The organism is Escherichia sp. E1130, from assembly GCF_005781065.1.
Lineage (GTDB): Bacteria > Pseudomonadota > Gammaproteobacteria > Enterobacterales > Enterobacteriaceae > Escherichia.
Window position 1 is genome coordinate 196,788 of record NZ_VATL01000003.1, and the last position, 23,721, is coordinate 220,508.

The 23,721-nt window shown below is 53.1% G+C and carries 23 protein-coding genes; 12 read left to right on the top strand and 11 right to left on the bottom strand.

All coding sequences use genetic code 11. From position 1 onward, the window contains the following. The first annotated feature begins 1 nt into the window (after position 1). From FEK66_RS02375 to cueR, 3 genes are read left to right on the top strand one after another with little or no spacing between them, the layout of a single operon-like run. Entirely contained in the window at positions 2 to 2,164 is a 2,163-nt protein-coding gene (locus tag FEK66_RS02375; RefSeq protein ID WP_138211401.1) for a type I secretion system permease/ATPase, read from the top strand. Then, positions 2,161 to 3,336 (top strand): HlyD family type I secretion periplasmic adaptor subunit, encoded by a 1,176-nt coding sequence (locus FEK66_RS02380; protein WP_130206337.1) that lies wholly within the window; start codon positions 2,161 to 2,163, stop codon positions 3,334 to 3,336. Before FEK66_RS02375 ends, FEK66_RS02380 begins: the two co-directional genes overlap by 4 nt. After that, complete coding sequence (cueR, locus tag FEK66_RS02385; RefSeq protein ID WP_001026744.1) at positions 3,333 to 3,740, top strand: Cu(I)-responsive transcriptional regulator; 408 nt, start codon at positions 3,333 to 3,335, stop codon at positions 3,738 to 3,740. Before FEK66_RS02380 ends, cueR begins: the two co-directional genes overlap by 4 nt. On the opposite strand, the gene FEK66_RS02390 is transcribed toward cueR, so the two are convergent. From FEK66_RS02390 to FEK66_RS02400, 3 genes are all read right to left on the bottom strand, one after another. Further along, on the bottom strand, positions 3,741 to 4,964 hold the full coding sequence (locus tag FEK66_RS02390; protein WP_135494272.1) for a hypothetical protein: 1,224 nt from the start codon (positions 4,962 to 4,964) through the stop codon (positions 3,741 to 3,743). Between the two features lie 129 nt (positions 4,965 to 5,093). Beyond that, the gene (locus FEK66_RS02395; protein ID WP_130206345.1) at positions 5,094 to 5,552 is read right to left on the bottom strand and encodes an NfeD family protein; all 459 of its coding nucleotides are present in this window, start codon (positions 5,550 to 5,552) and stop codon (positions 5,094 to 5,096) included. Further along, complete coding sequence (locus FEK66_RS02400; protein WP_000904498.1) at positions 5,549 to 6,466, bottom strand: SPFH domain-containing protein; 918 nt, start codon at positions 6,464 to 6,466, stop codon at positions 5,549 to 5,551. Before FEK66_RS02400 ends, FEK66_RS02395 begins: the two co-directional genes overlap by 4 nt. Positions 6,467 to 6,611: 145 nt before the next feature. Here FEK66_RS02400 and fetA point away from each other — a divergent pair, with 145 nt between their 5' ends. Further along, a complete protein-coding gene (gene fetA / locus FEK66_RS02405; protein WP_135406163.1) occupies positions 6,612 to 7,289 on the top strand; it encodes an iron ABC transporter ATP-binding protein FetA in 678 nt (225 codons plus the stop codon). Next, entirely contained in the window at positions 7,276 to 8,055 is a 780-nt protein-coding gene (gene fetB, locus FEK66_RS02410; protein ID WP_130206349.1) for an iron export ABC transporter permease subunit FetB, read from the top strand. The genes fetA and fetB overlap by 14 nt, the downstream gene beginning before the upstream one ends. Positions 8,056 to 8,117: 62 nt before the next feature. On the opposite strand, the gene cnoX is transcribed toward fetB, so the two are convergent. From cnoX to tesA, 3 genes are read right to left on the bottom strand one after another with little or no spacing between them, the layout of a single operon-like run. Further along, positions 8,118 to 8,972: a chaperedoxin gene (gene cnoX / locus FEK66_RS02415; RefSeq protein ID WP_001295322.1), complete on the bottom strand. Its 855-nt coding sequence runs from the start codon at positions 8,970 to 8,972 to the stop codon at positions 8,118 to 8,120. A gap of 60 nt (positions 8,973 to 9,032) precedes the next feature. Next, the gene (ybbO, locus tag FEK66_RS02420) at positions 9,033 to 9,842 is read right to left on the bottom strand and encodes an NADP(+)-dependent aldehyde reductase (protein WP_130206351.1); all 810 of its coding nucleotides are present in this window, start codon (positions 9,840 to 9,842) and stop codon (positions 9,033 to 9,035) included. After that, positions 9,832 to 10,455, bottom strand: coding sequence for a multifunctional acyl-CoA thioesterase I/protease I/lysophospholipase L1 (gene tesA, locus FEK66_RS02425; RefSeq protein ID WP_167854234.1), 624 nt, complete (start codon positions 10,453 to 10,455; stop codon positions 9,832 to 9,834). Before tesA ends, ybbO begins: the two co-directional genes overlap by 11 nt. Between tesA and ybbA the strand changes: the two genes are divergently transcribed. Further along, on the top strand, positions 10,426 to 11,112 hold the full coding sequence (gene ybbA, locus FEK66_RS02430) for a putative ABC transporter ATP-binding protein YbbA (RefSeq protein ID WP_032237096.1): 687 nt from the start codon (positions 10,426 to 10,428) through the stop codon (positions 11,110 to 11,112). The two genes, tesA and ybbA, sit on opposite strands and share 30 nt — an antisense overlap. Beyond that, complete coding sequence (gene ybbP, locus FEK66_RS02435; protein ID WP_135494268.1) at positions 11,109 to 13,523, top strand: putative ABC transporter permease subunit YbbP; 2,415 nt, start codon at positions 11,109 to 11,111, stop codon at positions 13,521 to 13,523. Before ybbA ends, ybbP begins: the two co-directional genes overlap by 4 nt. Before the next feature lie 343 nt (positions 13,524 to 13,866). On the opposite strand, the gene mnmH is transcribed toward ybbP, so the two are convergent. Together mnmH and allS are read right to left on the bottom strand one after the other, a co-directional pair. Then, positions 13,867 to 14,961, bottom strand: a complete 1,095-nt coding sequence (mnmH, locus tag FEK66_RS02440; RefSeq protein WP_135494266.1) for a tRNA 2-selenouridine(34) synthase MnmH — start codon at positions 14,959 to 14,961, stop codon at positions 13,867 to 13,869. A gap of 68 nt (positions 14,962 to 15,029) precedes the next feature. Continuing rightward, on the bottom strand, positions 15,030 to 15,956 hold the full coding sequence (allS, locus tag FEK66_RS02445; protein ID WP_135494264.1) for an HTH-type transcriptional activator AllS: 927 nt from the start codon (positions 15,954 to 15,956) through the stop codon (positions 15,030 to 15,032). A 229-nt stretch (positions 15,957 to 16,185) separates the two neighbouring features. Between allS and allA the strand changes: the two genes are divergently transcribed. From allA to FEK66_RS02470, 5 genes are all read left to right on the top strand, one after another. Beyond that, a complete protein-coding gene (gene allA, locus FEK66_RS02450) occupies positions 16,186 to 16,668 on the top strand; it encodes an ureidoglycolate lyase (protein ID WP_130206359.1) in 483 nt (160 codons plus the stop codon). A 77-nt stretch (positions 16,669 to 16,745) separates the two neighbouring features. After that, entirely contained in the window at positions 16,746 to 17,561 is an 816-nt protein-coding gene (allR, locus tag FEK66_RS02455) for an HTH-type transcriptional repressor AllR (RefSeq protein ID WP_000141275.1), read from the top strand. A gap of 89 nt (positions 17,562 to 17,650) precedes the next feature. Continuing rightward, positions 17,651 to 19,432, top strand: a complete 1,782-nt coding sequence (gcl, locus tag FEK66_RS02460; protein ID WP_135494262.1) for a glyoxylate carboligase — start codon at positions 17,651 to 17,653, stop codon at positions 19,430 to 19,432. A 12-nt stretch (positions 19,433 to 19,444) separates the two neighbouring features. Then, a complete protein-coding gene (hyi, locus tag FEK66_RS02465) occupies positions 19,445 to 20,221 on the top strand; it encodes a hydroxypyruvate isomerase (RefSeq protein WP_135494260.1) in 777 nt (258 codons plus the stop codon). 106 nt (positions 20,222 to 20,327) lie between these two features. Then, on the top strand, positions 20,328 to 21,629 hold the full coding sequence (locus FEK66_RS02470) for a uracil/xanthine transporter (RefSeq protein ID WP_130206365.1): 1,302 nt from the start codon (positions 20,328 to 20,330) through the stop codon (positions 21,627 to 21,629). A gap of 36 nt (positions 21,630 to 21,665) precedes the next feature. Here the strand turns inward: FEK66_RS02470 and purK are convergent, their stop codons facing one another. The 3 genes from purK to FEK66_RS02485 form a co-directional block, all read right to left on the bottom strand. Further along, a complete protein-coding gene (gene purK / locus FEK66_RS02475; protein ID WP_135494258.1) occupies positions 21,666 to 22,733 on the bottom strand; it encodes a 5-(carboxyamino)imidazole ribonucleotide synthase in 1,068 nt (355 codons plus the stop codon). Then, complete coding sequence (gene purE / locus FEK66_RS02480; protein ID WP_001295318.1) at positions 22,730 to 23,239, bottom strand: 5-(carboxyamino)imidazole ribonucleotide mutase; 510 nt, start codon at positions 23,237 to 23,239, stop codon at positions 22,730 to 22,732. The genes purK and purE overlap by 4 nt, the downstream gene beginning before the upstream one ends. Positions 23,240 to 23,334: 95 nt before the next feature. Continuing rightward, entirely contained in the window at positions 23,335 to 23,664 is a 330-nt protein-coding gene (locus FEK66_RS02485; protein ID WP_130260270.1) for a hypothetical protein, read from the bottom strand. Positions 23,665 to 23,721 lie beyond the last annotated feature (57 nt).

Genomic DNA, 23,721 nt, shown 5'->3' on the forward strand with positions numbered 1-23,721 from the left:
AATGAAAAAAAATGCCCAGTCCGTGGAAGCCTGGCTGGAGGCGATGATCGTCGTGGCGCGTTATTACCGCCTCGATTTTTCTCAGGAGAACGTGCGCGCAACCGTCAACTGGGAGCGCGACAGTAAGCGGGAAGAGTTGCTCACCGACATGGCGCGGCAACTGGGGATGGGGTTACGGCTGGTGGAGTTTTCCGCCGATTCGCTTAACCCGTGGCGGCTGCCGTTGATTGCGGTGTTTGATAATCAACAGATTGGCGTAATCACCCGCCGCGACAATCACGACAATATCAGCGTTCAGTTCAGCGGTGACGAAGGGCTGGAAACCACGCTGAACGTCGCGGATATTGAAGATAAAATCGTCGAACTGGCACTACTGCGCCCGCTTAGCGCCATCCCTGATGCGCGGGTGGATGACTACATTCGCCCGTATCAGGTGAACTGGTTCTGGAGTCTGTCGCTGAAAGACTGGCGGCGCTACGGCGATATTATGCTGGCCTCACTGGTGGCGAACGTGCTGGCGCTGGCGGCGATGATTTTCTCGATGCAGGTTTACGACCGCGTCGTTCCGGCGCAATCGTACCCGACGCTGTGGGTGCTGTTCGCCGGGGTGATGATGGCGATTCTGTTTGAGTTCTGTATGCGCATGGTGCGCACGCACCTCTCGGATATGATTGGCAAGCGGGCGGATCTGCGCATTTCGGATCGCGTTTTTGGTCACGCATTACGGCTGAAAAACAACGTGCGATCGAAATCCACCGGATCGTTTATCTCGCAGATCCGCGAACTGGAATCGGTGCGGGAACTGATCACTTCCACCACCATTGGCGCGGTGGCGGATCTGCCGTTCTTCCTGCTGTTTGTCTTTATTCTGTGGATGATCGGCGGCTGGCTGGTGCTGGTGGTTTTGCTGGCGCTGCCATTACTGGTGATCCCCGGTCTGCTGATTCAACGCCCGCTGGCGCGGCTGGCGAACGAAGGGATGCGCGAGTCAGCGGTACGCAACGCTACGCTTGTGGAAGCCGTGCAGTCGATTGAAGACATTAAACTGCTGCGCGCCGAACAACGTTTTCAGAATCAGTGGAACCACACCAACGACGTGGCCTCGTCCATCAGCATGAGGCAACGTTTTCTCACCGGGCTGCTGCTCACCTGGACCCAGGAAGTGCAGTCCATCGTTTACGTGGTGGTGCTGTTGGTGGGCTGCTTTATGGTGATGAACGGCGACATGACCACCGGTGCGCTGGTCGGGACGACGATTCTGGCTTCGCGCACCATCGCGCCGCTGTCGCAGATATCCGGCGTGCTCTCGCGCTGGCAGCAGGCGAAAGTAGCGCGTAACGGGCTTGATGAACTGATGAAGCGCCCGGTGGATCAGCCGGAACACGGCAAACTGGTGCATAAAGCGGTGCTGCACGGTAATTATCAGTTCAGCAACGCGGTGTTTTATTACGACGAAGAAGAGAAAATTGCCGATGTGGCGATTGGCAAACTCAACATTCAGGCCGGAGAGAAAATCGCCATTCTCGGGCGCAACGGCGCGGGTAAATCAACGCTGCTGCAAATGCTCGCCGGAATGCGTATCGCCCAGCAGGGGCAGGTGTTGCTGGATAACATCAGTATTGGGCAGCTTGATCCGGCGGATCTGCGCCGCGACATGGGGTTGCTCAGCCAGACCGGACGACTGTTCTTCGGCTCGCTGCGGGAAAACCTGACGATGGGGATGCCGGAAGCCAGCGATGAAGATATCGAACGCGCGTTAACCCTCAGCGGGGCGCTGCCCTTTGTGCAGAAGCAGAAAAACGGCCTCAACTACATGATTCAGGAAGGGGGATTTGGCCTCTCTGGCGGTCAGCGGCAAACGCTGCTGCTGGCGCGGCTCCTCATCTCTCAACCGAATATCGTCCTGCTCGACGAACCCAGCGCTTCGCTGGACGAAATGGCGGAAGCGCACTTAATCGAACAACTGAAACAGTGGATTGGACATCGCACGCTGGTCATCGCCACTCACCGCACGGCGATGCTGCAACTGGTGGACCGCATTATCGTGATGGATCAGGGGCGGATTGTGATGGATGGCGCGAAAGAGGCCATTTTGCGTGAACAGGGCGAACCCACGGCGCGACGGGTGGTGTTGCAGGAGAAGAATAAGGGGTCTGCCGCATGAACGGACAACTGCAATATAACCGTGGCCTGACTGAACCCCGCCTGCCGCGCTCGGCGCTGGCGGTACGTGTGACCGTCGTCATGCTGCTCTGTTTTCTCGGCTGGGCGTGGTATTTCCAGCTTGATGAAGTCACTACCGGTAGCGGCACCGTAGAACCTTCCGGGCGTGAACAGGTGGTGCAGTCGCTGGAAGGCGGGATTTTGTATCATCTCGACGTGAAAGTGGGCGATATTGTTGAGCAAGGCCAGCCGCTGGCGCAGCTTAACCGCACCAAAACCGAATCCGACGTGCAGGAAGCAATGTCGCGGCTGTACGCGGCGCTGGCAACCTCGGCACGGCTGCGGGCGGAAGTCAGCAATAAACCGCTGGTGTTCCCCGACGAACTGAATAAATTCCCCGAGCTTATCGAGTCGGAAACGGCGTTGTACAACACTCGCCGCGACGGGCTGAACAAAGCCACCACCGGGCTGACACAAGGAATTAGCCTGGTCAATCGCGAACTGGCGATGACCCAGCCGCTGGTGAAACAGGGGGCGGCGAGCAGCGTCGAAGTGCTGCGTTTGCAACGACAGGCCAATGAACTGGAAAACAAACTCAGCGACGTGCGCACGCAATATTACGTTCAGGCACGGGAAGAGTTAGCAAAAGCCAACGAAGAAGTCGAAACCCAGCGTTCGGTGATCCGCGGGCGGGAAGACTCTCTCACCAGGCTGGACTTTACCGCGCCGGTGCGTGGCATTGTCAAAGACATTGACGTCACTACGGTTGGCGGCGTCATCGCCCCAGGTGGTAAACTCATGACCATTGTGCCGCTGGATGAGCAACTGCTGATTGAGGCGAAAATCTCCCCGCGCGATGTGGCGTTTATCCATCCGGGGCAAAAATCACTGGTGAAAATAACCGCTTACGATTATTCCATCTATGGCGGCTTACCAGGAGAAGTTGCGGTGATTTCACCGGACACCATTCAGGATGAAGTACGGCGCGATGTTTATTACTATCGGGTGTACATTCGCACCTTCAGCAACCATCTGGAAAATAAACATAAACAGCAGTTTCCGATATTTCCCGGTATGGTGGCGACGGTCGATATCCGCACGGGTAAAAAAAGCGTGCTGGATTATCTGTTGAAACCCTTTAACAAAGCACAGGAGGCGTTGCGCGAACGATGAACATTAGCGATGTGGCAAAAATTACCGGCCTGACCAGCAAAGCCATTCGCTTCTATGAAGAGAAGGGACTGGTGACACCGCCGATGCGCAGCGAAAACGGTTATCGCACCTACACGCAGCAGCATCTCAACGAACTGACCTTACTGCGCCAGGCACGCCAGGTGGGCTTTAACCTGGAAGAGAGCGGCGAACTGGTGAATCTGTTTAACGACCCGCAGCGTCATAGCGCCGATGTAAAACGGCGCACGCTGGAGAAGGTGGCGGAGATCGAGCGACATATTGAAGAGCTGCAAGCCATGCGCGACCAGCTACTGGCATTGGCGAATGCCTGCCCCGGCGATGACAGCGCCGACTGCCCGATTATCGAAAATCTCTCCGGCTGCTGTCATCATCGGGCGGGGTGATTAAGGCTTGCGGAAATAGTCGTCCATTATTTTCGTCAGCTCCGGACGTTCGCCGTCATCGTTGATGGCAAAATCCAGAAAAAAGGCATCTGCTTGCGGGCTTCGGTTTTGCGCCATCAACCGGAAGGTGAGGGGGCGATAAATGGCGTATGCCGGATGGCTGATAACGAATCGGGCAAAGTCAATAAAAAGCGGCGAGTGCGTGAAAAACAGCGCCTGCAAAATTACATCAGCCTTTTCATCCTCCCCCAAACCTTGTTGGATCATGTGCTTAATACAAGTTTCGCTCAAATTCCCGGCCTCAACAATTTGCCAGGCTTGATCCAGTGAAGGGTACCGACTGACGCTCTGCTGCAACTCTTCTGACCAGGTTTCGGATGGGCTGATGTGCTTATCAGGGCCGAAACTCTCCCATGCGCCGGGCGGTAATGTTTTCCACGCTGTGAGTTTTGGTATGCGGAATTGCAGCTCTGATTTGTGCAGACATTCCCCGCCAGGAAATACCAGGGTTTGTTGCTCATCATTAAAATGGGTTGCCGTGCTGAGCACCAGTGTTTTGAGCGGTCGCCCTTCCAGCGCGGCGGCTGTTGCTTTATGGTGTCCGTCAAGCAGAACGCAGAGATAGGAATCAGGGAGATACCAGGCCAGAGCGCGGGCGTCCGGTTTATCGCGATAAAACGTCGCACGCTCAGGATTAAAATGTGATGGCGGCTGTCCAGGAAGAAGAAAACAGGGGGCGGTATCACAGAAATAGCAATATTCAGGATCCCAGACGGCAACGGTTGCCGGATTACTGGCGCTATGGTCCGTTGCCGCCCAAAAGAAATGCCCATTGCCATCCGTTGGATAAAGTTCACGATCTTCCAGCAAATAATAGCCATCAGCCAGGCATGAGAACAGCGGTGTCAGCGCGGCAAAAGCGTCCGTCATGCCAGACCACGGGCGATTCCAGTTTTCGAGAGCAGACAAAAAACGGGCGGCTCCCTGTTCATCATCCGCAAAACCGCTGTAGACAAATTCCGCGCAGGTGGGGCAGCCAGCCTCGGACCAGAAACGTATTAACGGGACATCCTGCCAGCAGAGCGAACGAATAAGCCCGCAAGGGTGCGGATCGTAAATCACACAATGGCGCAGAAATCCTTTCCCGGACTTCACCGAAAAAATGACGCCCGCAGCGGTATTTTTCAGCAGACGTACTTCAGGTTTTCGAAAGGGAAAAAGCATGGCCACTCCTTAGCCGAAAATTCAATTAACACCATGTAGGGGGCTACATGCCGGATGCGGCGCGAGCGCCTTATCCGGCATGGGTTTTGGTACAGTTTTCCAGGCATGATAAGACGCGTCAGCGTCGCATCAGGCGATGACCGCACGGATGATCAGCGTTATCCCTTCAATCGCAATAACCTCAACATGCGTACCTGCACCGAGATCCTCGCTGGCGCTGACGGGCCATGAACTGTCGCCGACGCGCATATGACCGCGCCCGTTGACTAACGGTGATTCCAGCACAAATCGTCTGCCGATCAATTGCTGTCCGCGCTGGTTTAAATGACTGTCACTGTGCTTTTGTTCGCGCACGCCTCGTGCCAGCCATTTCCACCACAGCCAGGCGGCAAGTAGCGTCAGGACGGCAAACATCACCCCTTGCCACTCCCAACCCAGCGGCAGCAACCAGACCACCAGGCCAGTAATCACCGCCGCGACACCGCTCCACAACAGATAACCATTGCCGCCCAACATCTCGGCTGCCAGCAGCAGACCGCCGAGACTCAGCCAAAAAATATGCGGATGGATAGCTATCATCTCGATCATGATTTATTTCGCTCGTTCGCGCTGTCTTTCACCAGTTCAGCAATCCCGGCAATCGATCCCATCAGGCTACTGGCGTCTAATGGCATCATCACCACTTTGCTGTTGCTGGAGGAACCAATCTGCTGTAACGCTTCGGTGTATTTCTGCGCCACGAAGTAATTCACCGCCTGAATGTCACCAGAAGCAATGGCTTCAGACACCATTTGGGTCGCGCGGGCTTCCGCTTCGGCAGAACGTTCACGTGCTTCGGCCTGTAAGAATGCCGACTGACGTTCACCTTCCGCTTTCAGGATTTGTGACTGTTTTTCACCTTCGGCTTTGAGAATTTCCGCCTGACGAATCCCTTCTGCTTCAAGGATGTAAGCGCGTTTGGTACGTTCCGCTTTCATCTGCGCGTTCATTGAAGAGATAAGTTCAGCCGGTGGGCGCACATCGCGAATTTCAATACGGGTGACTTTTATCCCCCACGGATTAGTGGCTTCATCGACAATATGCAGCAGACGCGAGTTAATGCTGTCGCGCTGAGAGAGCATTTCATCAAGTTCCATCGAACCCAGAACGGTACGGATGTTGGTCATGGTCAGGTTGATGATTGCCAGTTCCAGATTGCTAACTTCATAAGCCGCGCGCGGGGCATCAATCACCTGAATAAAGCAAACGGCGTCGATAGTGACGTTGGCGTTATCTTTCGAGATAACTTCCTGGGATGGGATGTCGAGCACTTGCTCCATCATATTGATCTTACGACCAATGCGGTCCATAAACGGCACCACCAGACTTAGCCCCGGCTGTAATGTTTTGGTATAACGACCAAATCGTTCTACCGTCCACTGATAGCCCTGCGGCACGATTTTGACGCCCGCGCCAACAATCACCAGCGCGACAAAAATGAGAATCGGGATAAAAATAAGCATCGGAAAAACCTCCTGTTGTACCGTCCATAAAGAGCAAAATTGCTGCTTGATTAAACAAATTATACCTGATTACTGAAAGAGAGTTCCCCCTTATTCTTGCGGAGGATAAACTGTTTTTAGTAAAAATCAGAAAAAGGGATGGGCAATGCAGGAAAATAGTCTTTTGCTCCAACTGCAAAATGTTGGATATCGGGCGGGCGATACGAACATTCTCAATAACATCAATTTTTCGCTGCGTGCTGGCGAATTTAAGTTAATTACCGGCCCTTCTGGCTGCGGTAAAAGTACGCTACTAAAAATAGTTGCTTCATTAATCAGCCCGACCTGCGGAACGTTACTGTTTGAAGGTGAGGATGTCAGCACACTAAAGCCAGAAACCTATCGCCAACAAGTTTCTTACTGCGCCCAAACGCCGGCTCTGTTTGGCGACACGGTCTACGATAACCTGATCTTTCCCTGGCAGATCCGTAACCAGCAGCCTGATCCGGCCATTTTTCTCGATTTTCTCGAACGTTTTTCCTTGCCGGACACCATTTTGACGAAAAATATCGCCGAGCTATCTGGTGGTGAAAAACAACGCATCTCATTGATTCGTAACCTACAATTTATGCCGAAGGTTTTATTGCTCGACGAAATCACCAGTGCGCTGGATGAAAGCAACAAACGCAACGTCAATGAGATGATCCACCGCTATGTACGTGAGCAAAATATTGCTGTGTTGTGGGTGACGCACGATAAAGACGAAATTAATCATGCGGATAAAGTGATTACACTGCAACCGCATGCCGGAGAAATGCAGGAAGCACGCTATGAACACGCATAATATTACCAACGAGTCACTGGCACTGGCATTAATGCTGGTGGTTGTCGCAATCTTAATTAGCCATAAAGAAAAACTGGCGCTGGAGAAAGATATTCTCTGGAGTGTGGGGCGCGCGATAATTCAGCTGATTATTGTCGGCTATGTATTGAAATATATTTTCAGCGTTGATGATGCCAGCCTGACATTATTGATGGTGTTATTTATCTGCTTTAATGCGGCGTGGAATGCGCAAAAACGCAGTAAATATATTGCTAAAGCGTTTATCTCATCGTTTATTGCCATTACGGTCGGGGCGGGAATTACCCTGGCGGTGCTGATTCTCTCAGGGTCGATTGAATTTATCCCGATGCAGGTGATCCCTATTGCCGGGATGATAGCCGGTAACGCGATGGTGGCAGTCGGGCTGTGTTATAACAATCTCGGGCAGCGGTTTATCAGCGAACAGCAACAGATTCAGGAGAAACTGAGTCTTGGGGCGACGCCGAAACAGGCTTCAGCGATATTGATTCGCGACAGTATTCGCGCGGCTTTAATTCCGACGGTCGATTCAGCAAAAACGGTTGGCTTAGTGAGTTTACCGGGAATGATGTCCGGGCTGATATTTGCCGGGATTGATCCAGTGAAGGCGATTAAATATCAGATTATGGTGACCTTTATGTTGCTCTCAACCGCCAGCCTGTCGACCATTATTGCCTGTTATTTAACCTATCGTAAATTTTACAATTCGCGCCACCAGTTGGTGGTGACGCAATTGAAGAAGAAATAATGTGATGCCGGATGCGCAGCATCGCATCCGGCGTTGTGGTTCATGCGCCGATCAACGGAAAATCAATACAACAACGCATACAGCTGGCGGCGATACTTCGACGCCAGTGCATCCCCCGTACCCAGCGCAGCGAGGATCTCCTGGAACGTTTTACGCGTCTGACCGTCTGCGGCGGTGAGATCTTTACGCAGATGCCCAAACAGTAACTCCAGCGCCTCTTCATTGCGCCCAACTTGATGCAGTTGCAGTGCCAGTTGCGTCGCCAGTGCGGCATCTTCTGGGTTCTCCGCCACCTGCTGTTGCAGCTGTTGAATTTCCGGCGTATCTGCCGCCTGCTTCAGCAGTTCGATTTGCGCCACCAGCCCCTGATAGCGGGTGTCCTGATCCTGCAACGGAATGGTTTTCAGCACGGCTTCTGCATCTTCAGAACGGTTCAGCGCAATCAGCGTTTCTGCCAGCAGCAGACCGATTTCCCCGTTCTGATTCGACAACTGCCAGGCGTCTTTCAGCAATGGCAGGGCGTCGGTGTAATTGCCTTCCTGCATCAGTTGCATCGCCTGCTGGGCTTTCAGCTCTTCTTCACGCGGCAGCACTTTATCCAGCAGGGCGCGGATCGCTTCTTCCGGTTGCGGTCCCTGGAAGCCGTCTACCGGTTGCCCGTTCTGGAACAGATACACGGTCGGAATCGCGCGCAGACCAAACTGGGCGGCAATCATCTGCTCCGCGTCGCAGTCCAGCTTCGCCAGAATAAATTGCCCGTTGTACTGCGCCGCGAGGCTTTCCAGAATTGGGGTTAACTGCAAACAGTGCTGGCTACGTTCAGACCAAAAATAGAACAGCACAGGTGTGGTCATTGACTGTTCAAGAACCTGTTGCAGGTTAGATTCGTTAATGTTGACAATATTTTCTACGGACATGGAGTCGCTCTCTGTTGTCGATATTTTCTTTGACATGGGGGCTTAAGCGCGCGCTTCAACTCACCCCTGCAATATTTTGTCCATCGCGCACCCCGGCAGCAGGCGCTTAAGCACCATGACTGCCCAGGTCACCAGCGTCACCGGATAGCGCATCTTCGGCTTCTCGCTGATAAAAGCATGGCGCACTTTGGCAACCACCGCTTCCGGCCCCAACGTAAAGCGGGCGGCGATGCCGGGGTTTTCGACCGGTTTATCGCTTTGCGTCTGGTTGACGTTGTCGGTGAAACGAGTACGAATGGGTCCTGGCTCAACCAGGCTGACCTTGATTCCGCTGTGGCGCAGTTCCATGCGCAGTGCGTCTGACCACGCCTCCAGCGCATATTTACTGGCCGCGTAAGCGCCGCGGCCCGGCGTGGAGATTAATCCCATCACCGATGAGGTCATCACAATACGCCCTTCACCGTGCGGCAACATAGCCGGTAACAGGCGCATGGTGAGCTGGTGTGCGCCGAAAAAGTTGGCGGAAAACTGCTGTTCCATCTGCGCACGGCTGATGGTGGAAAGGGGGCCATACATGCCGAATCCGGCATTGTTAAAGATCCCATACAGACAATTATCGGTCAGGGCGATCACTTCGTCGGCTGCGCGATCAACACTTTCTGGCGAATCCAGATCGATCAACACGCCGGTGAATCCCATATTGTTCATGCGCTCAACATCATCCGGTTTCCGGCAACCTGCCAGCACATGAAAACCCTGGCGTTTTAATTCGAGCGCGCTTTCCAGGCCAATTCCACTGGAACATCCGGTAATTAAGACCGATTTTTGCATAACTTTACCTGTCAGGATCTCCGTTGCTTTATGAGTCATGATTTACTAAAGGCTGCAACTGCTTCGCCATCCAGTCGGCAATAAACGGCTGGGCGTCGCGGTTGGGATGAATACCGTCATCCTGCATCCATTGTGGCTTGAGGTAGACCTCTTCCATAAAAAAGGGCAGCAGCGGAACATCAAACTCTTTGGCGAGTTTGGGGTAAATGGCGCTAAAGGCTTCATTATAACGGCGACCATAGTTTGCAGGCAGACGTATTTGCATTAACAATGGTTCAGCGTTGGCGGCTTTGACATCCTGCAAAATCTGGCGCAGCGTGTGCTCGGTTTGTTGTGGCTGAAAACCACGCAAACCGTCATTGCCGCCCAGTTCAACCAGCACCCAGCGCGGCTGATGCTGTTTCAGCAGAGCCGGAAGGCGCGCCAGCCCTTGTTGCGAGGTGTCGCCGCTGATGCTGGCATTGACTACCGACGTTTTGCTCTGCCACTTATCATTCAACAAGGCAGGCCAGGCCGCGCTGGCAGACATTCGATACCCGGCGCTCAGGCTATCACCCAGAATTAATAACGTGTCCGCTGCGGCGGCACGGAAAGTTAACAGGACCAGGAACAGGAAGGGCAAATGCCAGCGGAAAACATTGTTGAAGTTCATCATCTTAAGAAGTCCGTCGGTCAGGGGGAGCATGAACTCTCCATCCTCACCGGAGTTGAGCTGGTTGTCAAACGTGGCGAAACCATCGCGCTGGTGGGCGAGTCGGGATCGGGTAAGTCAACCTTGCTGGCGATCCTCGCCGGGCTGGATGACGGTAGCAGTGGCGAAGTGAATCTGGTAGGACAACCGCTACATAATATGGACGAAGAAGCGCGGGCAAAGTTGCGCGCGAAGCATGTAGGCTTTGTTTTTCAGTCATTTATGTTAATTCCGACCCTTAACGCGCTGGAAAACGTCGAGCTTCCGGCGCTGCTGCGCGGTGAGAGTAGCGCGGAAAGTCGTAACGGGGCGAAAGCATTGCTCGAACAGTTAGGGCTGGGCAAACGTCTTGATCATCTTCCGGCACAGCTTTCCGGCGGCGAACAGCAACGTGTCGCGCTGGCGCGTGCCTTTAACGGTCGGCCAGATGTGCTATTTGCTGATGAACCTACCGGCAATCTTGACCGCCAGACGGGCGATAAAATTGCCGACCTGCTGTTTTCCCTTAACCGTGAGCATGGCACCACGTTGATTATGGTGACCCACGACCTGCAACTGGCGGCACGCTGCGACCGCTGCTTACGGCTGGTGAACGGGCAGTTGCAGGAGGAAGCATGATTGCACGTTGGTTCTGGCGCGAATGGCGCTCGCCGTCGCTATTAATTGTCTGGCTGGCGCTAAGCCTGGCGGTGGCCTGCGTGCTGGCGCTGGGCAATATCAGCGATCGCATGGAGAAAGGTTTAAGCCAGCAAAGCCGGGAGTTTATGGCGGGCGATCGGGCGTTGCGCAGTTCGCGCGAAGTGCCGCAAGCGTGGCTGGAGGAAGCGCAAAAGCGCGGCCTGAAAGTCGGCAAGCAGCTGACTTTCGCCACGATGACATTTGCAGGCGACACACCGCAGCTGGCGAACGTCAAAGCGGTGGATGAGATCTACCCGATGTATGGCGATCTGCAAACTAATCCCCCTGGCCTGAAACCGCAGGCGGGCAGCGTGTTGCTGGCCCCACGCCTGATGGCACTGCTTAACCTGAAAATCGGCGATACCATCGACGTGGGCGATGCCACGCTGCGGATCGCCGGAGAAGTGATTCAGGAACCGGATTCCGGTTTTAACCCCTTCCAGATAGCCCCACGCCTGATGATGAATCTGGCGGATGTCGATAAAACCGGAGCCGTGCAGCCGGGGAGTCGGGTCACCTGGCGCTATAAATTTGGTGGCAGCGAGAATCAGCTCGACGGCTATGAGAAATGGCTGTTACCCCAGCTTAAACCCGAACAACGCTGGTACGGTCTGGAACAGGACGAAGGCGCGCTGGGGCGCTCGATGGAACGCTCGCAACAGTTCCTGCTGCTTTCGGCGCTTCTGACCTTGCTGCTGGCAGTGGCTGCGGTGGCGGTGGCGATGAATCATTACTGTCGCAGTCGCTACGATCTGGTGGCGATCCTCAAAACGCTGGGGGCAGGGCGAGCGCAACTGCGTAAGTTAATCGTCGGTCAGTGGTTGATGATTCTGGTGCTTTCAGCCGTTACCGGCGGGGCGATTGGCCTGTTGTTCGAAAGCGTATTGATGGTACTGCTCAAGCCCGTTCTGCCTGCCGCACTACCGCCTGCCAGCCTCTGGCCGTGGCTGTGGGCGCTCGGCACCATGACAGTCATCTCGCTGCTGGTGGGGCTACGACCGTACCGCCTGTTGCTGGCAACGCAGCCTTTACGCGTACTACGTAATGATGTGGTAGCGAACGTCTGGCCGCTGAAGTTTTATCTGCCGGTTGTCACTGTGGTGGTTGTGCTGCTGCTCGTCGGGCTGATGGGCGGCAGTATGCTGCTGTGGGCGGTGCTGGCGGGCGCGGTGGTGCTGGCTTTGCTGTGCGGTGTGCTGGGCTGGATGCTGCTGAATGTACTTCGCCGCATGACGCTGAAATCGCTGCCTCTGCGCCTGGCGGTCAGCCGCCTGTTACGTCAGCCGTGGTCAACGTTAAGCCAGCTTTCGGCATTTTCGCTCTCCTTTATGCTGCTGGCGCTGCTGCTGGTGTTGCGTGGCGATCTGCTTGACCGCTGGCAGCAGCAGCTACCGCCAGAAAGCCCGAACTACTTTTTAATCAACATCGCCACAGAACAGGTTACGCCGCTAAAAGCGTTCCTCGCGGAACATCAGATAGTCCCGGAATCATTTTATCCAGTGGTGCGTGCGCGGCTGACGGCGATTAACGACAAGCCGACAGAAGGTAATGACGATGAGGCGCTTAATCGCGAACTCAATCTTACCTGGCAAAATACGCGGCCCGATCATAATCCGATTGTCGCCGGTAACTGGCCGCCAAAAGCCGATGAAGTGTCGATGGAAGAGGGGCTGGCGAAACGCTTAAACGTTGCCCTCGGCGATACCGTGACTTTTATGGGCGATACCCAGGAGTTCCGCGCTAAAGTGACCAGCCTGCGCAAAGTGGACTGGGAAAGTCTGCGGCCTAATTTCTATTTTATTTTCCCTGAAGGGGCGCTGGATGGACAGCCGCAAAGCTGGCTCACCAGTTTCCGCTGGGAGAATGGCAACGGCATGTTGACGCAACTCAACCGTCAGTTCCCGACCATTAGCCTGTTAGACATTGGCGCGATTTTAAAACAGGTCGGTCAGGTGCTGGAGCAGGTAAGTCGGGCGCTGGAAGTGATGGTAGTGCTGGTCACCGCCTGCGGTATGTTGCTGTTGCTGGCACAGGTGCAGGTGGGAATGCGTCAGCGTCATCAGGAGCTGGTGGTGTGGCGCACCCTAGGCGCGGGCAAAAAACTGCTGCGCACAACATTGTGGAGTGAGTTCGCCATGCTCGGGTTTGTTTCTGGTCTGGTGGCCGCAACTGGTGCGGAAACGGCGCTGGCAGTGTTGCAGGCGAAAGTGTTCGACTTCCCGTGGGAACCGGACTGGCGGTTGTGGATTGTGCTGCCGTGCAGCGGTGCACTGCTGCTGTCACTTTGCGGCGGCTGGCTCGGCGCGCGACTGGTTAAGGGTAAGGCGCTGTTCAGGCAGTTTGCGGGGTGATGACAGGCGTTAGATTGCCTGATGCGCTACGCTTATCAGGCCTACGAGGATCGTGCAATATATTGAGTTTTCACGATTTTGTAGGCCGGGTAAGGCGTTTACGCCGCATCCGGCAGTCTTGCTACTAGCGTCGGGATTGTATCGCCAACATAGCTGTTTGAATATGTAGGCATCCTGACTTATAATTCACTTGCTAGATGAGGACTGTTTCATTTCTGCCCGGAACCACCAAGTCTTGGGCGGAAAAAATAAAAAAACCGACTGTCATGTCGGTTTTCTTATATCTGTATTCTGGTGCAACCATTCTGTTTTCACGACAATCGCCGTTTCAGAATACCGCCCATCACCGCGCCTTAACCCATTCAGCCACTTCCGCCCACTCACCGCGAAAGACAACTTTTTCCGCTTTTTTCTCAAGCTGATAGCGATACATCGGGTCGTAATACTCTTCAAGCAGCGGCACCAGCCAGGCCAGATGACCGTCGGTGCTGCCGGTGGTGAGTTGCGTTGTCAGCGCCGCATCCAGCCTTGCAGCCAGTTCGTTATAGCGCTGTAACCCCAGCCGACGCTTAATCGCTGAAAGCCCATGATGCAGGTATTCGCAATACTCCTGCCAGCCCTGTTCGTCGCCGTACGCGTGGGTAAAATCATGATGCATACGCAAGAAATACTCTTCGTTCAGGCGTTCAAGACGGATCTCAAACGGATCTTCTACCACCGCAATCGCCGCCTGAGTCATTCGCTCGCGCAGGCATTCCGGCAGGTGATTCGAACCGATCATCCGGCTTTCATCTTCCAGCACCCACAGGCGCAGCTCCTGACGGGCGTCGGTTTTTAGCATTTCGGCAGCCAGCAGGTTTTCAAAACTCGCCTGACTAAGTTGCGGCTGCAATGTGCGACCAAAAGCAGAACCGCGATGGCGCGCCAGCCCTTCCAGATCAACACCGTTCGGCTGTTGTTGCACTAACAGCGTTTTACCGCTGCCAGTACAACCGCCAATCAGCACTATCGGTTTTTGTGCCAGTTCAATGGTCGCCTGAATCGCAGTCTGGCGCAGTACCTTATAACCGCCTTCCACCAGCGGATAATCAATCCCCGCTTCATGCAGCCAGCGTTGCACAATATGTGAACGTTGACCGCCACGGGCGCAGCAGAGAATACCTTGCGGATTTTGCAGACACGCTGCCCGCCAGGCATCCATGCGCTGCTGACGAATTTCACCCGCCACCAGTTTATGCCCCAGCGCCAGCGCCGCGTCAGACCCTTGCTGTTTATAGCAGGTGCCAACGGCGGCGCGTTCATCATTATTCATTAACGGCAGATTGATAGCGGCGGGCATTGCGCCTTGCTCAAACTCGATGGGGGCGCGAACATCAATAATGGGCGTATCAGCAATCAGCAGGGCACGATAGTCCTGTTCCGTGTGTCTCTCTTGCATAGTAAAAAGTGAACCTCAAATCAGCTTGCGCGCTATTTTACGCGCCAACGCGCAAGGAAACTTGATTTTTAACTGTGTGAGTTGCCGAAAATTTCTAAAAATCCACTGATTTCCGGCCTGCGCTGGGTAAACAAGGCCACAATATCTTCCACCGCTTTGCCGCTGCCAAATTTACGCCATGCCAGACTCAATGGCGAAGGCGGGCGCATTGTTGGGATTACCCGGCTGACCAGTTGTTGATTATCAATCATCGACTGGCAAAGTGATTTTGGCAAAAAACCAATGCCAACGCCCGCCAGATGGGCGGCGATTTTCGTTTCCATATCAGGAACAATAATCTCTTTTTGTCCCGGCAAACGCCAGGCGACGCGTTTGGTTAAGGTGCGGGCGCTGTCTTCAATATTGACCGCCGGAAAGGGCCGCAATTGCGCTTCTGTTAGCGGCTCTTCAACCTTTGCCAGTGGATGATCTGCCGCCATGACAAAGCGCCATTGCACCGAACCTAAGGGATCAAGGCTAAAAGTATTTGCCAGTGCTTCTGTTCCCGTGACGCCGATAGCCAGTGAAAAACCTTCGTACAATAGCGAGTCCCAGACGCCCATATAGATTTGTCGGGAGATGTGAAACTGGGTAAAGGGGTAACGTTCATTCAACCACGCCAGCAGTTGGGCGACGGCCTCGGAATTATAGAGCAGGTTGTTGATGACGATATTCACCTGGCGTTCCACGCCATCATTCACCTGTTGCAGCTCGCTCGGCATGCTTTCCAGCCAACTCAGCCAGTCTCTGGCCTGACAAAGCAGATGCTCGCCAGCCGCTGTCAACGTCACGCTGCGAGTCGTGCGGAAAAACAGCGCTACTCCGGTATTCTCTTCCAGAAGCTTAATGCGATAACTGATGGTCGCCGTCGTTTTACATAATCGTTCTGCCGCTTTTGAAAAACTTCCCGTTTCGGCAACAGCAATGAAAGTCCGCAAAGTTTCTGGATCAAACATCTTCAGGTATCCCCTTTTAAATCCGCAGGTTGCGTGATTTTCCTGTTCGTTGATTTACCTGTATTTTCACATGATAACCCTGCGTGATTTGTGGGCTAAATCTAGTTTTGGAAAAATATTCCAACTTTTGTATTGATGTTGTTCTCTTAAGGTTTTAGATTGCCTGTTATTGAAACCTGGCTGACCGGTCGGCGGTGGTTGAACGGAATTATGTTACAAGGACAAAAAGATGAAACTTCAGGTATTACCGTTAAGTCAGGAAGCCTTCTGTGCTTATGGCGACGTTATCGAAACGCAGCAACGGGATTTTTTCCATATTAACAATGGCCTGGTGGAGCGCTATCACGATTTGGCGCTGGTTGAGATTCTTGAGCAAGACCGTACGCTTATCAGCATTAACCGCGCGCAACCGGCGAATCTGCCGCTGACCATCCACGAACTCGAACGTCACCCGCTGGGTACTCAGGCATTTATCCCGATGAAAGGTGAAGTGTTTGTAGTGGTCGTGGCGTCAGGTGACGATAAACCAGACCTGTCAACGCTGCGGGCGTTTATCACCAACGGTGAGCAGGGGGTGAATTATCATCGTAACGTCTGGCATCACCCGCTTTTCGCCTGGCAGCGCGTCACCGATTTTCTGACTATCGATCGCGGCGGCAGTGACAACTGTGATGTTGAAAGTATTCCTGAACAGGAACTCTGTTTTGCGTGACGCCTGCAACCGACTTGCATAAGATAAACTAATTGTTCATTGTTTATGCTCACTTGTAGGTCGGAGTTAACGTAGGTATGACGGAAGTTAGACGGCGCGGCAGGCCAGGACAGGCGGAGCCTGTGGCACAGAAGGGCGCACAGGCGTTAGAGCGGGGAATTGCGATTCTGCAATATCTGGAAAAAAGTGGAGGAAGTTCGTCGGTTAGCGATATTTCTCTCAATCTGGATTTGCCGCTCTCGACGACCTTTCGCCTGTTAAAGGTTTTACAGGCAGCGGATTTTGTCTATCAGGACAGTCAGTTAGGTTGGTGGCATATAGGATTAGGTGTCTTTAACGTCGGCGCGGCGTACATCCATAACCGTGATGTCCTCTCCGTCGCCGGGCCGTTTATGCGCCGCCTGATGCTGCTTTCCGGCGAGACGGTCAATGTCGCGATTCGTAACGGCAATGAAGCGGTATTAATTGGTCAGTTAGAGTGTAAATCGATGGTCAGGATGTGTGCGCCGCTGGGCAGTCGTCTGCCGCTGCATGCTTCCGGTGCGGGCAAGGCGCTGCTTTATCCGCTGGCGGAAGAGGAGTTGATGAGCATCATTCTGCAAACCGGTTTGCAGCAGTTTACGCCAACTACGCTTGTGGATATGCCTACCTTGCTGAAGGACCTGGAACAAGCGCGTGAACTGGGCTATACCGTAGATAAAGAAGAGCATGTTGTAGGCCTGAATTGCATAGCTTCAGCAATTTACGATGATGTAGGTAGTGTTGTTGCCGCTATCTCCATCTCCGGGCCTTCATCAAGACTGACAGAAGATCGTTTTGTCAGTCAGGGTGAGCTGGTCAGAGACACCGCCCGCGATATCAGCACGGCGTTGGGACTGAAAGCACATCCATAGTGTCTGTCGCATCCCGCTCTGCGGAGCGGGTTTTTTTGACAAAATTTGAAAGTTGGAAAATTTTTCCAATTAATAGAGGTAGGAATAAAATGGCAAAAATGAGAGCCGTTGACGCGGCAATGTATGTGCTGGAGAAAGAAGGTATCACCACTGCCTTCGGCGTTCCGGGAGCTGCAATCAATCCGTTCTACTCAGCGATGCGTAAGCACGGCGGTATTCGTCACATTCTGGCGCGTCACGTGGAAGGTGCGTCGCACATGGCGGAAGGCTATACCCGCGCAACGGCTGGGAATATCGGCGTTTGTTTGGGAACTTCGGGACCAGCAGGCACTGACATGATCACCGCGCTCTATTCTGCTTCTGCTGATTCCATTCCTATTTTGTGCATCACCGGCCAGGCACCGAGAGCCCGTCTGCATAAAGAAGATTTTCAGGCCGTAGATATTGAAGCAATTGCTAAACCGGTCAGCAAAATGGCGGTTACAGTTCGTGAAGCGGCGCTGGTGCCTCGTGTGCTGCAACAGGCATTTCACCTGATGCGTTCTGGGCGTCCGGGTCCGGTACTGGTGGATTTACCGTTCGACGTTCAGGTTGCGGAAATCGAGTTTGATCCTGATATGTACGAGCCGCTGCCAGTCTACAAGCCTGCAGCCAGCCGTATGCAGATCGAAAAAGCCGTAGAAATGTTAATCCAGGCCGAGCGTCCGGTGATTGTTGCCGGGGGCGGGGTGATCAACGCCGATGCTGCCGCACTGTTACAACAGTTTGCCGAACTGACCAGCGTTCCGGTGATCCCAACGCTGATGGGCTGGGGCTGTATTCCGGACGATCACGAACTGATGGCCGGGATGGTGGGTCTGCAAACCGCGCATCGCTACGGTAACGCAACGCTGCTGGCGTCGGACATGGTGTTTGGTATCGGTAACCGTTTTGCTAACCGTCATACCGGTTCGGTAGAGAAATACACCGAAGGGCGCAAAATCGTTCATATCGATATTGAACCGACGCAAATTGGCCGCGTGCTGTGTCCGGATCTCGGCATTGTCTCCGACGCCAAAGCGGCGCTGACGCTGCTGGTTGAAGTGGCGCAGGAGATGCAAAAAGCAGGACGTCTGCCATGCCGTAAAGAGTGGGTTGCTGAGTGCCAGCAGCGCAAACGCACTTTGCTGCGCAAAACCCACTTCGACAACGTGCCAGTGAAACCGCAGCGCGTGTATGAAGAGATGAACAAAGCCTTTGGACGTGATGTTTGCTATGTCACCACCATCGGCCTGTCACAAATCGCTGCGGCGCAAATGCTGCATGTCTTTAAAGACCGCCACTGGATCAACTGTGGTCAGGCAGGCCCGCTGGGCTGGACCATTCCTGCGGCGCTGGGCGTGTGTGCTGCTGATCCAGAACGTAATGTGGTAGCGATTTCCGGTGACTTCGACTTCCAGTTCCTGATTGAAGAATTAGCCGTTGGCGCACAGTTCAACATTCCGTACATCCATGTGCTGGTGAATAACGCCTATCTCGGCCTGATTCGTCAGTCACAACGCGCATTTGATATGGATTACTGCGTACAGCTCGCGTTCGAAAATATTAACTCCAGTGATGTGAACGGTTATGGCGTTGACCACGTAAAAGTAGCGGAAGGTTTAGGCTGTAAAGCGATTCGCGTTTTCAAACCGGAAGATATTGCTCCAGCCTTTGAACAGGCGAAAGCCTTAATGGCGCAGTACCGTGTCCCGGTGGTGGTGGAAATTATGCTGGAACGTGTAACCAATATTTCGATGGGTAGTGAACTGGATAACGTCATGGAATTTGAAGATATCGCCGATAACGCAGCGGACGCACCGACTGAAACCTGCTTCATGCACTATGAATAAGGGAGATAAATAATGTTACGTTTCTCTGCTAATTTATCGATGTTATTTGGTGAATATGATTTTCTCGCCCGTTTTGAGAAAGCTGCACAGTGTGGTTTTCGTGGCGTTGAATTTATGTTCCCTTATGACTACGACATTGAAGAATTAAAACAGGTGCTGGCGAGTAATAAACTCGAACATACGCTGCACAATTTACCGGCAGGTGACTGGGCGGCGGGCGAGCGGGGTATTGCCTGTATTCCTGGCCGTGAAGAAGAGTTTCGGGATGGCGTAGCAGCAGCGATTCGTTATGCTCGTGCACTGGGTAATAAAAAAATTAACTGTCTGGTCGGTAAAACGCCGGCTGGTTTCAGCAGTGAACAGATTCACGCAACGCTTGTAGCAAACCTGCGTTATGCCGCGAATATGCTGATGAAAGAAGATATTTTATTACTGATTGAACCTATTAACCATTTTGATATTCCTGGTTTCCATCTCACCGGAACTCGGCAGGCGCTGAAATTGATTGATGATGTTGGTTGCTGCAATTTTAAAATTCAGTATGACATTTATCACATGCAGCGGATGGAAGGTGAATTAACCAATACCATGACTCAGTGGGCCGATAAAATTGGTCACCTGCAAATTGCCGATAATCCACATCGCGGCGAACCAGGGACCGGAGAAATTAATTACGAATATCTCTTTACGGTAATTGCGCAATCAAACTACGATGGGTGGGTAGGATGTGAATATAAACCGAAGACCACTACGGAAGAGGGATTAGCGTGGATTACCCCTTACTGCTAAATTAAAATATGCTGCAGACAAGGTTTTTAATACCTGGCTGGTGGGGAATGAAGTTATCTGTATTCGATAAATGATAGCAGTTGGCGCGATTTTAACAGGTGTTCCTATGTTTAATATTTCATTTAACCGCGAAAATATGTTGTCTGGTTTTCAGTGGTTTTTCTTCATTTTTTGTAACACCGTAGTGGTTCCGCCAACGTTGCTTTCGGCATTTCAGCTACCGCAAAGCTGTTTGCTGACACTGACGCAATATGCATTTCTGGCAACCGCATTAGCCTGTATCGCTCAGGCATTTTTCGGTCATCGCCGCGCTATTATGGAAGGGCCTGGAGGTTTATGGTGGGGAACGATCCTCACCATCACGTTGGGTGAATCATCGCGAGGTACACCGCTCAATGATATTGCCAATAGTCTGGTAGCAGGAATTGCGATTTCCGGCGTACTGACTATTTTAATTGGTATTAGTGGGTTAGGTCACCGTCTGGCACGCTTGTTCACCCCAACCGTGATGGTCGTTTTTATGTTGATGCTGGGCGCGCAGCTTACCACTATCTTCTTTAAGGGAATGTTAGGTTTGCCGTTTGGTATTGCCGACCCAAATTTTAAAATTCAGTTTCCAGCGTTTGCTCTGTCGGTAGCGGTAATGTGTCTGGTGCTGGCGATGATTATTTTTCTTCCCCAGCGTTTGGCACGTTATGGGGTATTGGTGGGGACAATACTAGGTTGGCTACTTTGGCGTTTCTGCTTTCCTTCATCGCCAATCATTCATTCTGAACTGCACTGGCAATGGTTTCCCTTGGGGAGCGGAGGCAAGTTATCCCCAGGGATTATTGTGACGGCGGTAATTACCGGTCTGGTTAATATCAGCAATACTTATGGCGCAGTCCGGGGTACTGATATTTTTTACCCACAACAAGGGGCGGGAAACAGACGTTATCGTCGAAGTTTCGTGGTCACAGGGGTGATGACGCTGGTGACGGTGCCGATGGCTATTATTCCCTTTTCGCCGTTCGTTTCGTCTATTGGTTTATTAACGCAAACTGGCGATGCGACACGTCGTTCATTTCTCTACGGTAGTGCGATTTGTTTGTTGGTAGCGATGACTCCGCCACTGACGCGCTTATTCAGCAGTATTCCGCTGCCGGTAACGAGTGCGGTAATGTTAGTGTCTTATTTGCCATTACTCTTTTCTGCGCTACTTTTTAGCCAACAAATTAACTTTACGGCGCGTAATGTTTATCGACTCGCACTACCGTTATTTGTTGGGATCTTTTTAATGGGATTACCGCCTGTCTATTTACAGGATCTGCCATTAACGCTTCGCCCATTATTAAGTAACGGATTGCTGGTTAGTATTTTGTTGGCGGTGTTAATGGATAATCTGATTCCGTGGCATCGGCTGAAATGAGGTGACGGGTGACGAGAATTAGCCACCCGATATGGCTCAACTGAACTTACTCTGCGCCCACATCACGCCGCTGGCATACTCCGGCGGCAGTAATGGGATCAGCGCTTCCAGCGTCGCGGTCAGACGCGATGTGTCGCTGTCGGTCAAATTCAGATGCCCCACTTTACGCCCCGGACGGACTTCTTTGTCGTACCAGTGCAGATGCACCAGCGGCAGTTTCAGCCAGTCATAATTCACATCGCTACCAATCAGGTTGATCATCACCGACGGACTATTCACTACCGGTTGCGGTAACGGCAGATTGGTAATCGCCCGCAGATGCAGCTCAAACTGGCTGATGCTGGCACCGTTTTGCGTCCAGTGACCGCTGTTATGCACACGCGGTGCCAGTTCGTTGATCAACAGACCTTGCGAGGTGACAAAACACTCCATCGCCATCACGCCCACATAGCCCAGCTCCTGCATAATCGCCGACAACATCTCTTCAGCTTGCGCCTGCTGCTGCGCGTTGGCCTGCGGGAAAGCGACGCTGGTGCGCAAAATACCGTCCTGATGCAGGTTATGCGTTAGCGGATAAAACACCGTGCTGCCGTCAAAGCCGCGTGCGCCAACCAGCGACACTTCACCAGAGAAGTTAATGCCCTGCTCGACAATACATTCGCCGTAACACTCTGCCGGTAACTGTTCGGTTTCATCGGCGCGTAAACGCCATTGACCGCGACCGTCATAGCCACCAGTGCGACGCTTAACAATCGCCAGCTCACCTAAACGATCAAACACCGCAGGCCACTCGCTACGATCGGCAAGTAACTGCCACGGCGCGGTCGGCAGGTGGAGCTTATCGAAAAGCTGCTTCTGAGTCAGACGGTCGGCAATAATCGGGAACACATCGCGGTTTACAAATGCCGGATGGCGCGCCAGCTCGCGGGTTAATGCGGTTTCCGGCCAGCGTTCGATCTCAGCGGTAATCACGCTTTGTTGAAAAGGCACCGCCGCCGGTTCAGCGTCCAGCCCGACCGGCCAGACAGCAATGCCTAACGGTTCGCCAGCCTGGCGCAGCATACGGCCTAACTGCCCGTTCCCGAGGACGCAAACCTGTTTCATGCCGCACCTCGCGGGTCCGGGTTTTCCAGCACTTCGTCGGTTTGGGCTTTGCGCCAGTCATTCAGACGCTGGTGCAGTTCTTTATCATGAGTCGCAAGAATTTGTGCTGCCAGTAACGCCGCGTTTGCCGCGCCTGCTTTACCAATCGCCAGCGTACCTACAGGAATGCCGCGCGGCATTTGTACGATGGAGTAGAGGCTATCGACACCGCTCAGTGCGGCGCTCTGTACGGGCACGCCCAGCACTGGCACCAGCGTTTTGGCGGCAATCATGCCCGGCAGGTGTGCAGCGCCGCCTGCGCCCGCAATAATCACCTGATAACCGTTCTCTTCGGCGCTTTCGGCGAAGCTGAACAGTTTATCGGGGGTACGGTGAGCAGAAACCACTTCAACGTGGTGCGGGACATTCAGGATTTCGAAGATTTCGGCGGCGAACTGCATGGTAGCCCAGTCGCTTTTGGACCCCATCACGATGGCGACACGCGCCGGATTATTGCGGGAAGACATGCGTCTTAAAACTCCTGTGGTGCACAACTCTCGGCTTTAGAGGGCACAGAGAATAGCACGGAAAGAGAGCAAGGAAAACGGTTGCGTAGGCGGAATTAACCGTCAGTTGTTGAGTTTTTAGTCTGCTCTGCGTGTTGATTATGCGCTCTGGCTGAACTGGCAAAGAATGCCCATATCAGCACAATGCTCCACGGAAAAAAGCAAATACCAACAATCAATATAAATCTTTCTACAAAGCGTTGGTTGTGAGGGCGGGTGAGTACTAAATAAATGAGCCAGAAATAGACTATCCACGAAATGACCGCCGCAGCTACCAGCGACAATGCGCCAAAATAGAAGCCGACAAGACCGAACCAGCTAATACACAGAGGTGCACCTGCCGTAAGGGCGATGCCAGAAATCAAAAATCCGTTGCAGCGTTGCATAATAATATTCCCTGTTGTTATTTCACTCGGGGATTTATTACCTTGCTGGCTCAGAAA

Bases quoted from the DNA above. Each gene is read 5' to 3' on its own strand.
- tesA (WP_167854234.1), bottom strand. From the start codon at position 10,455: ATGAACTTCAACAATGTTTTCCGCTGGCATTTGCCCTTCCTGTTCCTG.
- FEK66_RS02395 (WP_130206345.1), bottom strand. From the start codon at position 5,552: ATGATCGAGATGATAGCTATCCATCCGCATATTTTTTGGCTGAGTCTC.
- cueR (WP_001026744.1), top strand. From the start codon at position 3,333: ATGAACATTAGCGATGTGGCAAAAATTACCGGCCTGACCAGCAAAGCC.
- allA (WP_130206359.1), top strand. From the start codon at position 16,186: ATGAAACTTCAGGTATTACCGTTAAGTCAGGAAGCCTTCTGTGCTTAT.
- purE (WP_001295318.1), bottom strand. From the start codon at position 23,239: ATGTCTTCCCGCAATAATCCGGCGCGTGTCGCCATCGTGATGGGGTCC.
- FEK66_RS02380 (WP_130206337.1), top strand. From the start codon at position 2,161: ATGAACGGACAACTGCAATATAACCGTGGCCTGACTGAACCCCGCCTG.
- gcl (WP_135494262.1), top strand. From the start codon at position 17,651: ATGGCAAAAATGAGAGCCGTTGACGCGGCAATGTATGTGCTGGAGAAA.
- hyi (WP_135494260.1), top strand. From the start codon at position 19,445: ATGTTACGTTTCTCTGCTAATTTATCGATGTTATTTGGTGAATATGAT.
- allS (WP_135494264.1), bottom strand. From the start codon at position 15,956: ATGTTTGATCCAGAAACTTTGCGGACTTTCATTGCTGTTGCCGAAACG.
- cnoX (WP_001295322.1), bottom strand. From the start codon at position 8,972: ATGTCCGTAGAAAATATTGTCAACATTAACGAATCTAACCTGCAACAG.
- allR (WP_000141275.1), top strand. From the start codon at position 16,746: ATGACGGAAGTTAGACGGCGCGGCAGGCCAGGACAGGCGGAGCCTGTG.
- purK (WP_135494258.1), bottom strand. From the start codon at position 22,733: ATGAAACAGGTTTGCGTCCTCGGGAACGGGCAGTTAGGCCGTATGCTG.
- FEK66_RS02400 (WP_000904498.1), bottom strand. From the start codon at position 6,466: ATGCTTATTTTTATCCCGATTCTCATTTTTGTCGCGCTGGTGATTGTT.
- fetA (WP_135406163.1), top strand. From the start codon at position 6,612: ATGCAGGAAAATAGTCTTTTGCTCCAACTGCAAAATGTTGGATATCGG.
- FEK66_RS02470 (WP_130206365.1), top strand. From the start codon at position 20,328: ATGTTTAATATTTCATTTAACCGCGAAAATATGTTGTCTGGTTTTCAG.
- FEK66_RS02390 (WP_135494272.1), bottom strand. From the start codon at position 4,964: ATGCTTTTTCCCTTTCGAAAACCTGAAGTACGTCTGCTGAAAAATACC.
- ybbP (WP_135494268.1), top strand. From the start codon at position 11,109: ATGATTGCACGTTGGTTCTGGCGCGAATGGCGCTCGCCGTCGCTATTA.
- FEK66_RS02375 (WP_138211401.1), top strand. From the start codon at position 2: ATGAAAAAAAATGCCCAGTCCGTGGAAGCCTGGCTGGAGGCGATGATC.
- mnmH (WP_135494266.1), bottom strand. From the start codon at position 14,961: ATGCAAGAGAGACACACGGAACAGGACTATCGTGCCCTGCTGATTGCT.
- ybbO (WP_130206351.1), bottom strand. From the start codon at position 9,842: ATGACTCATAAAGCAACGGAGATCCTGACAGGTAAAGTTATGCAAAAA.
- FEK66_RS02485 (WP_130260270.1), bottom strand. From the start codon at position 23,664: ATGCAACGCTGCAACGGATTTTTGATTTCTGGCATCGCCCTTACGGCA.
- ybbA (WP_032237096.1), top strand. From the start codon at position 10,426: ATGCCAGCGGAAAACATTGTTGAAGTTCATCATCTTAAGAAGTCCGTC.
- fetB (WP_130206349.1), top strand. From the start codon at position 7,276: ATGAACACGCATAATATTACCAACGAGTCACTGGCACTGGCATTAATG.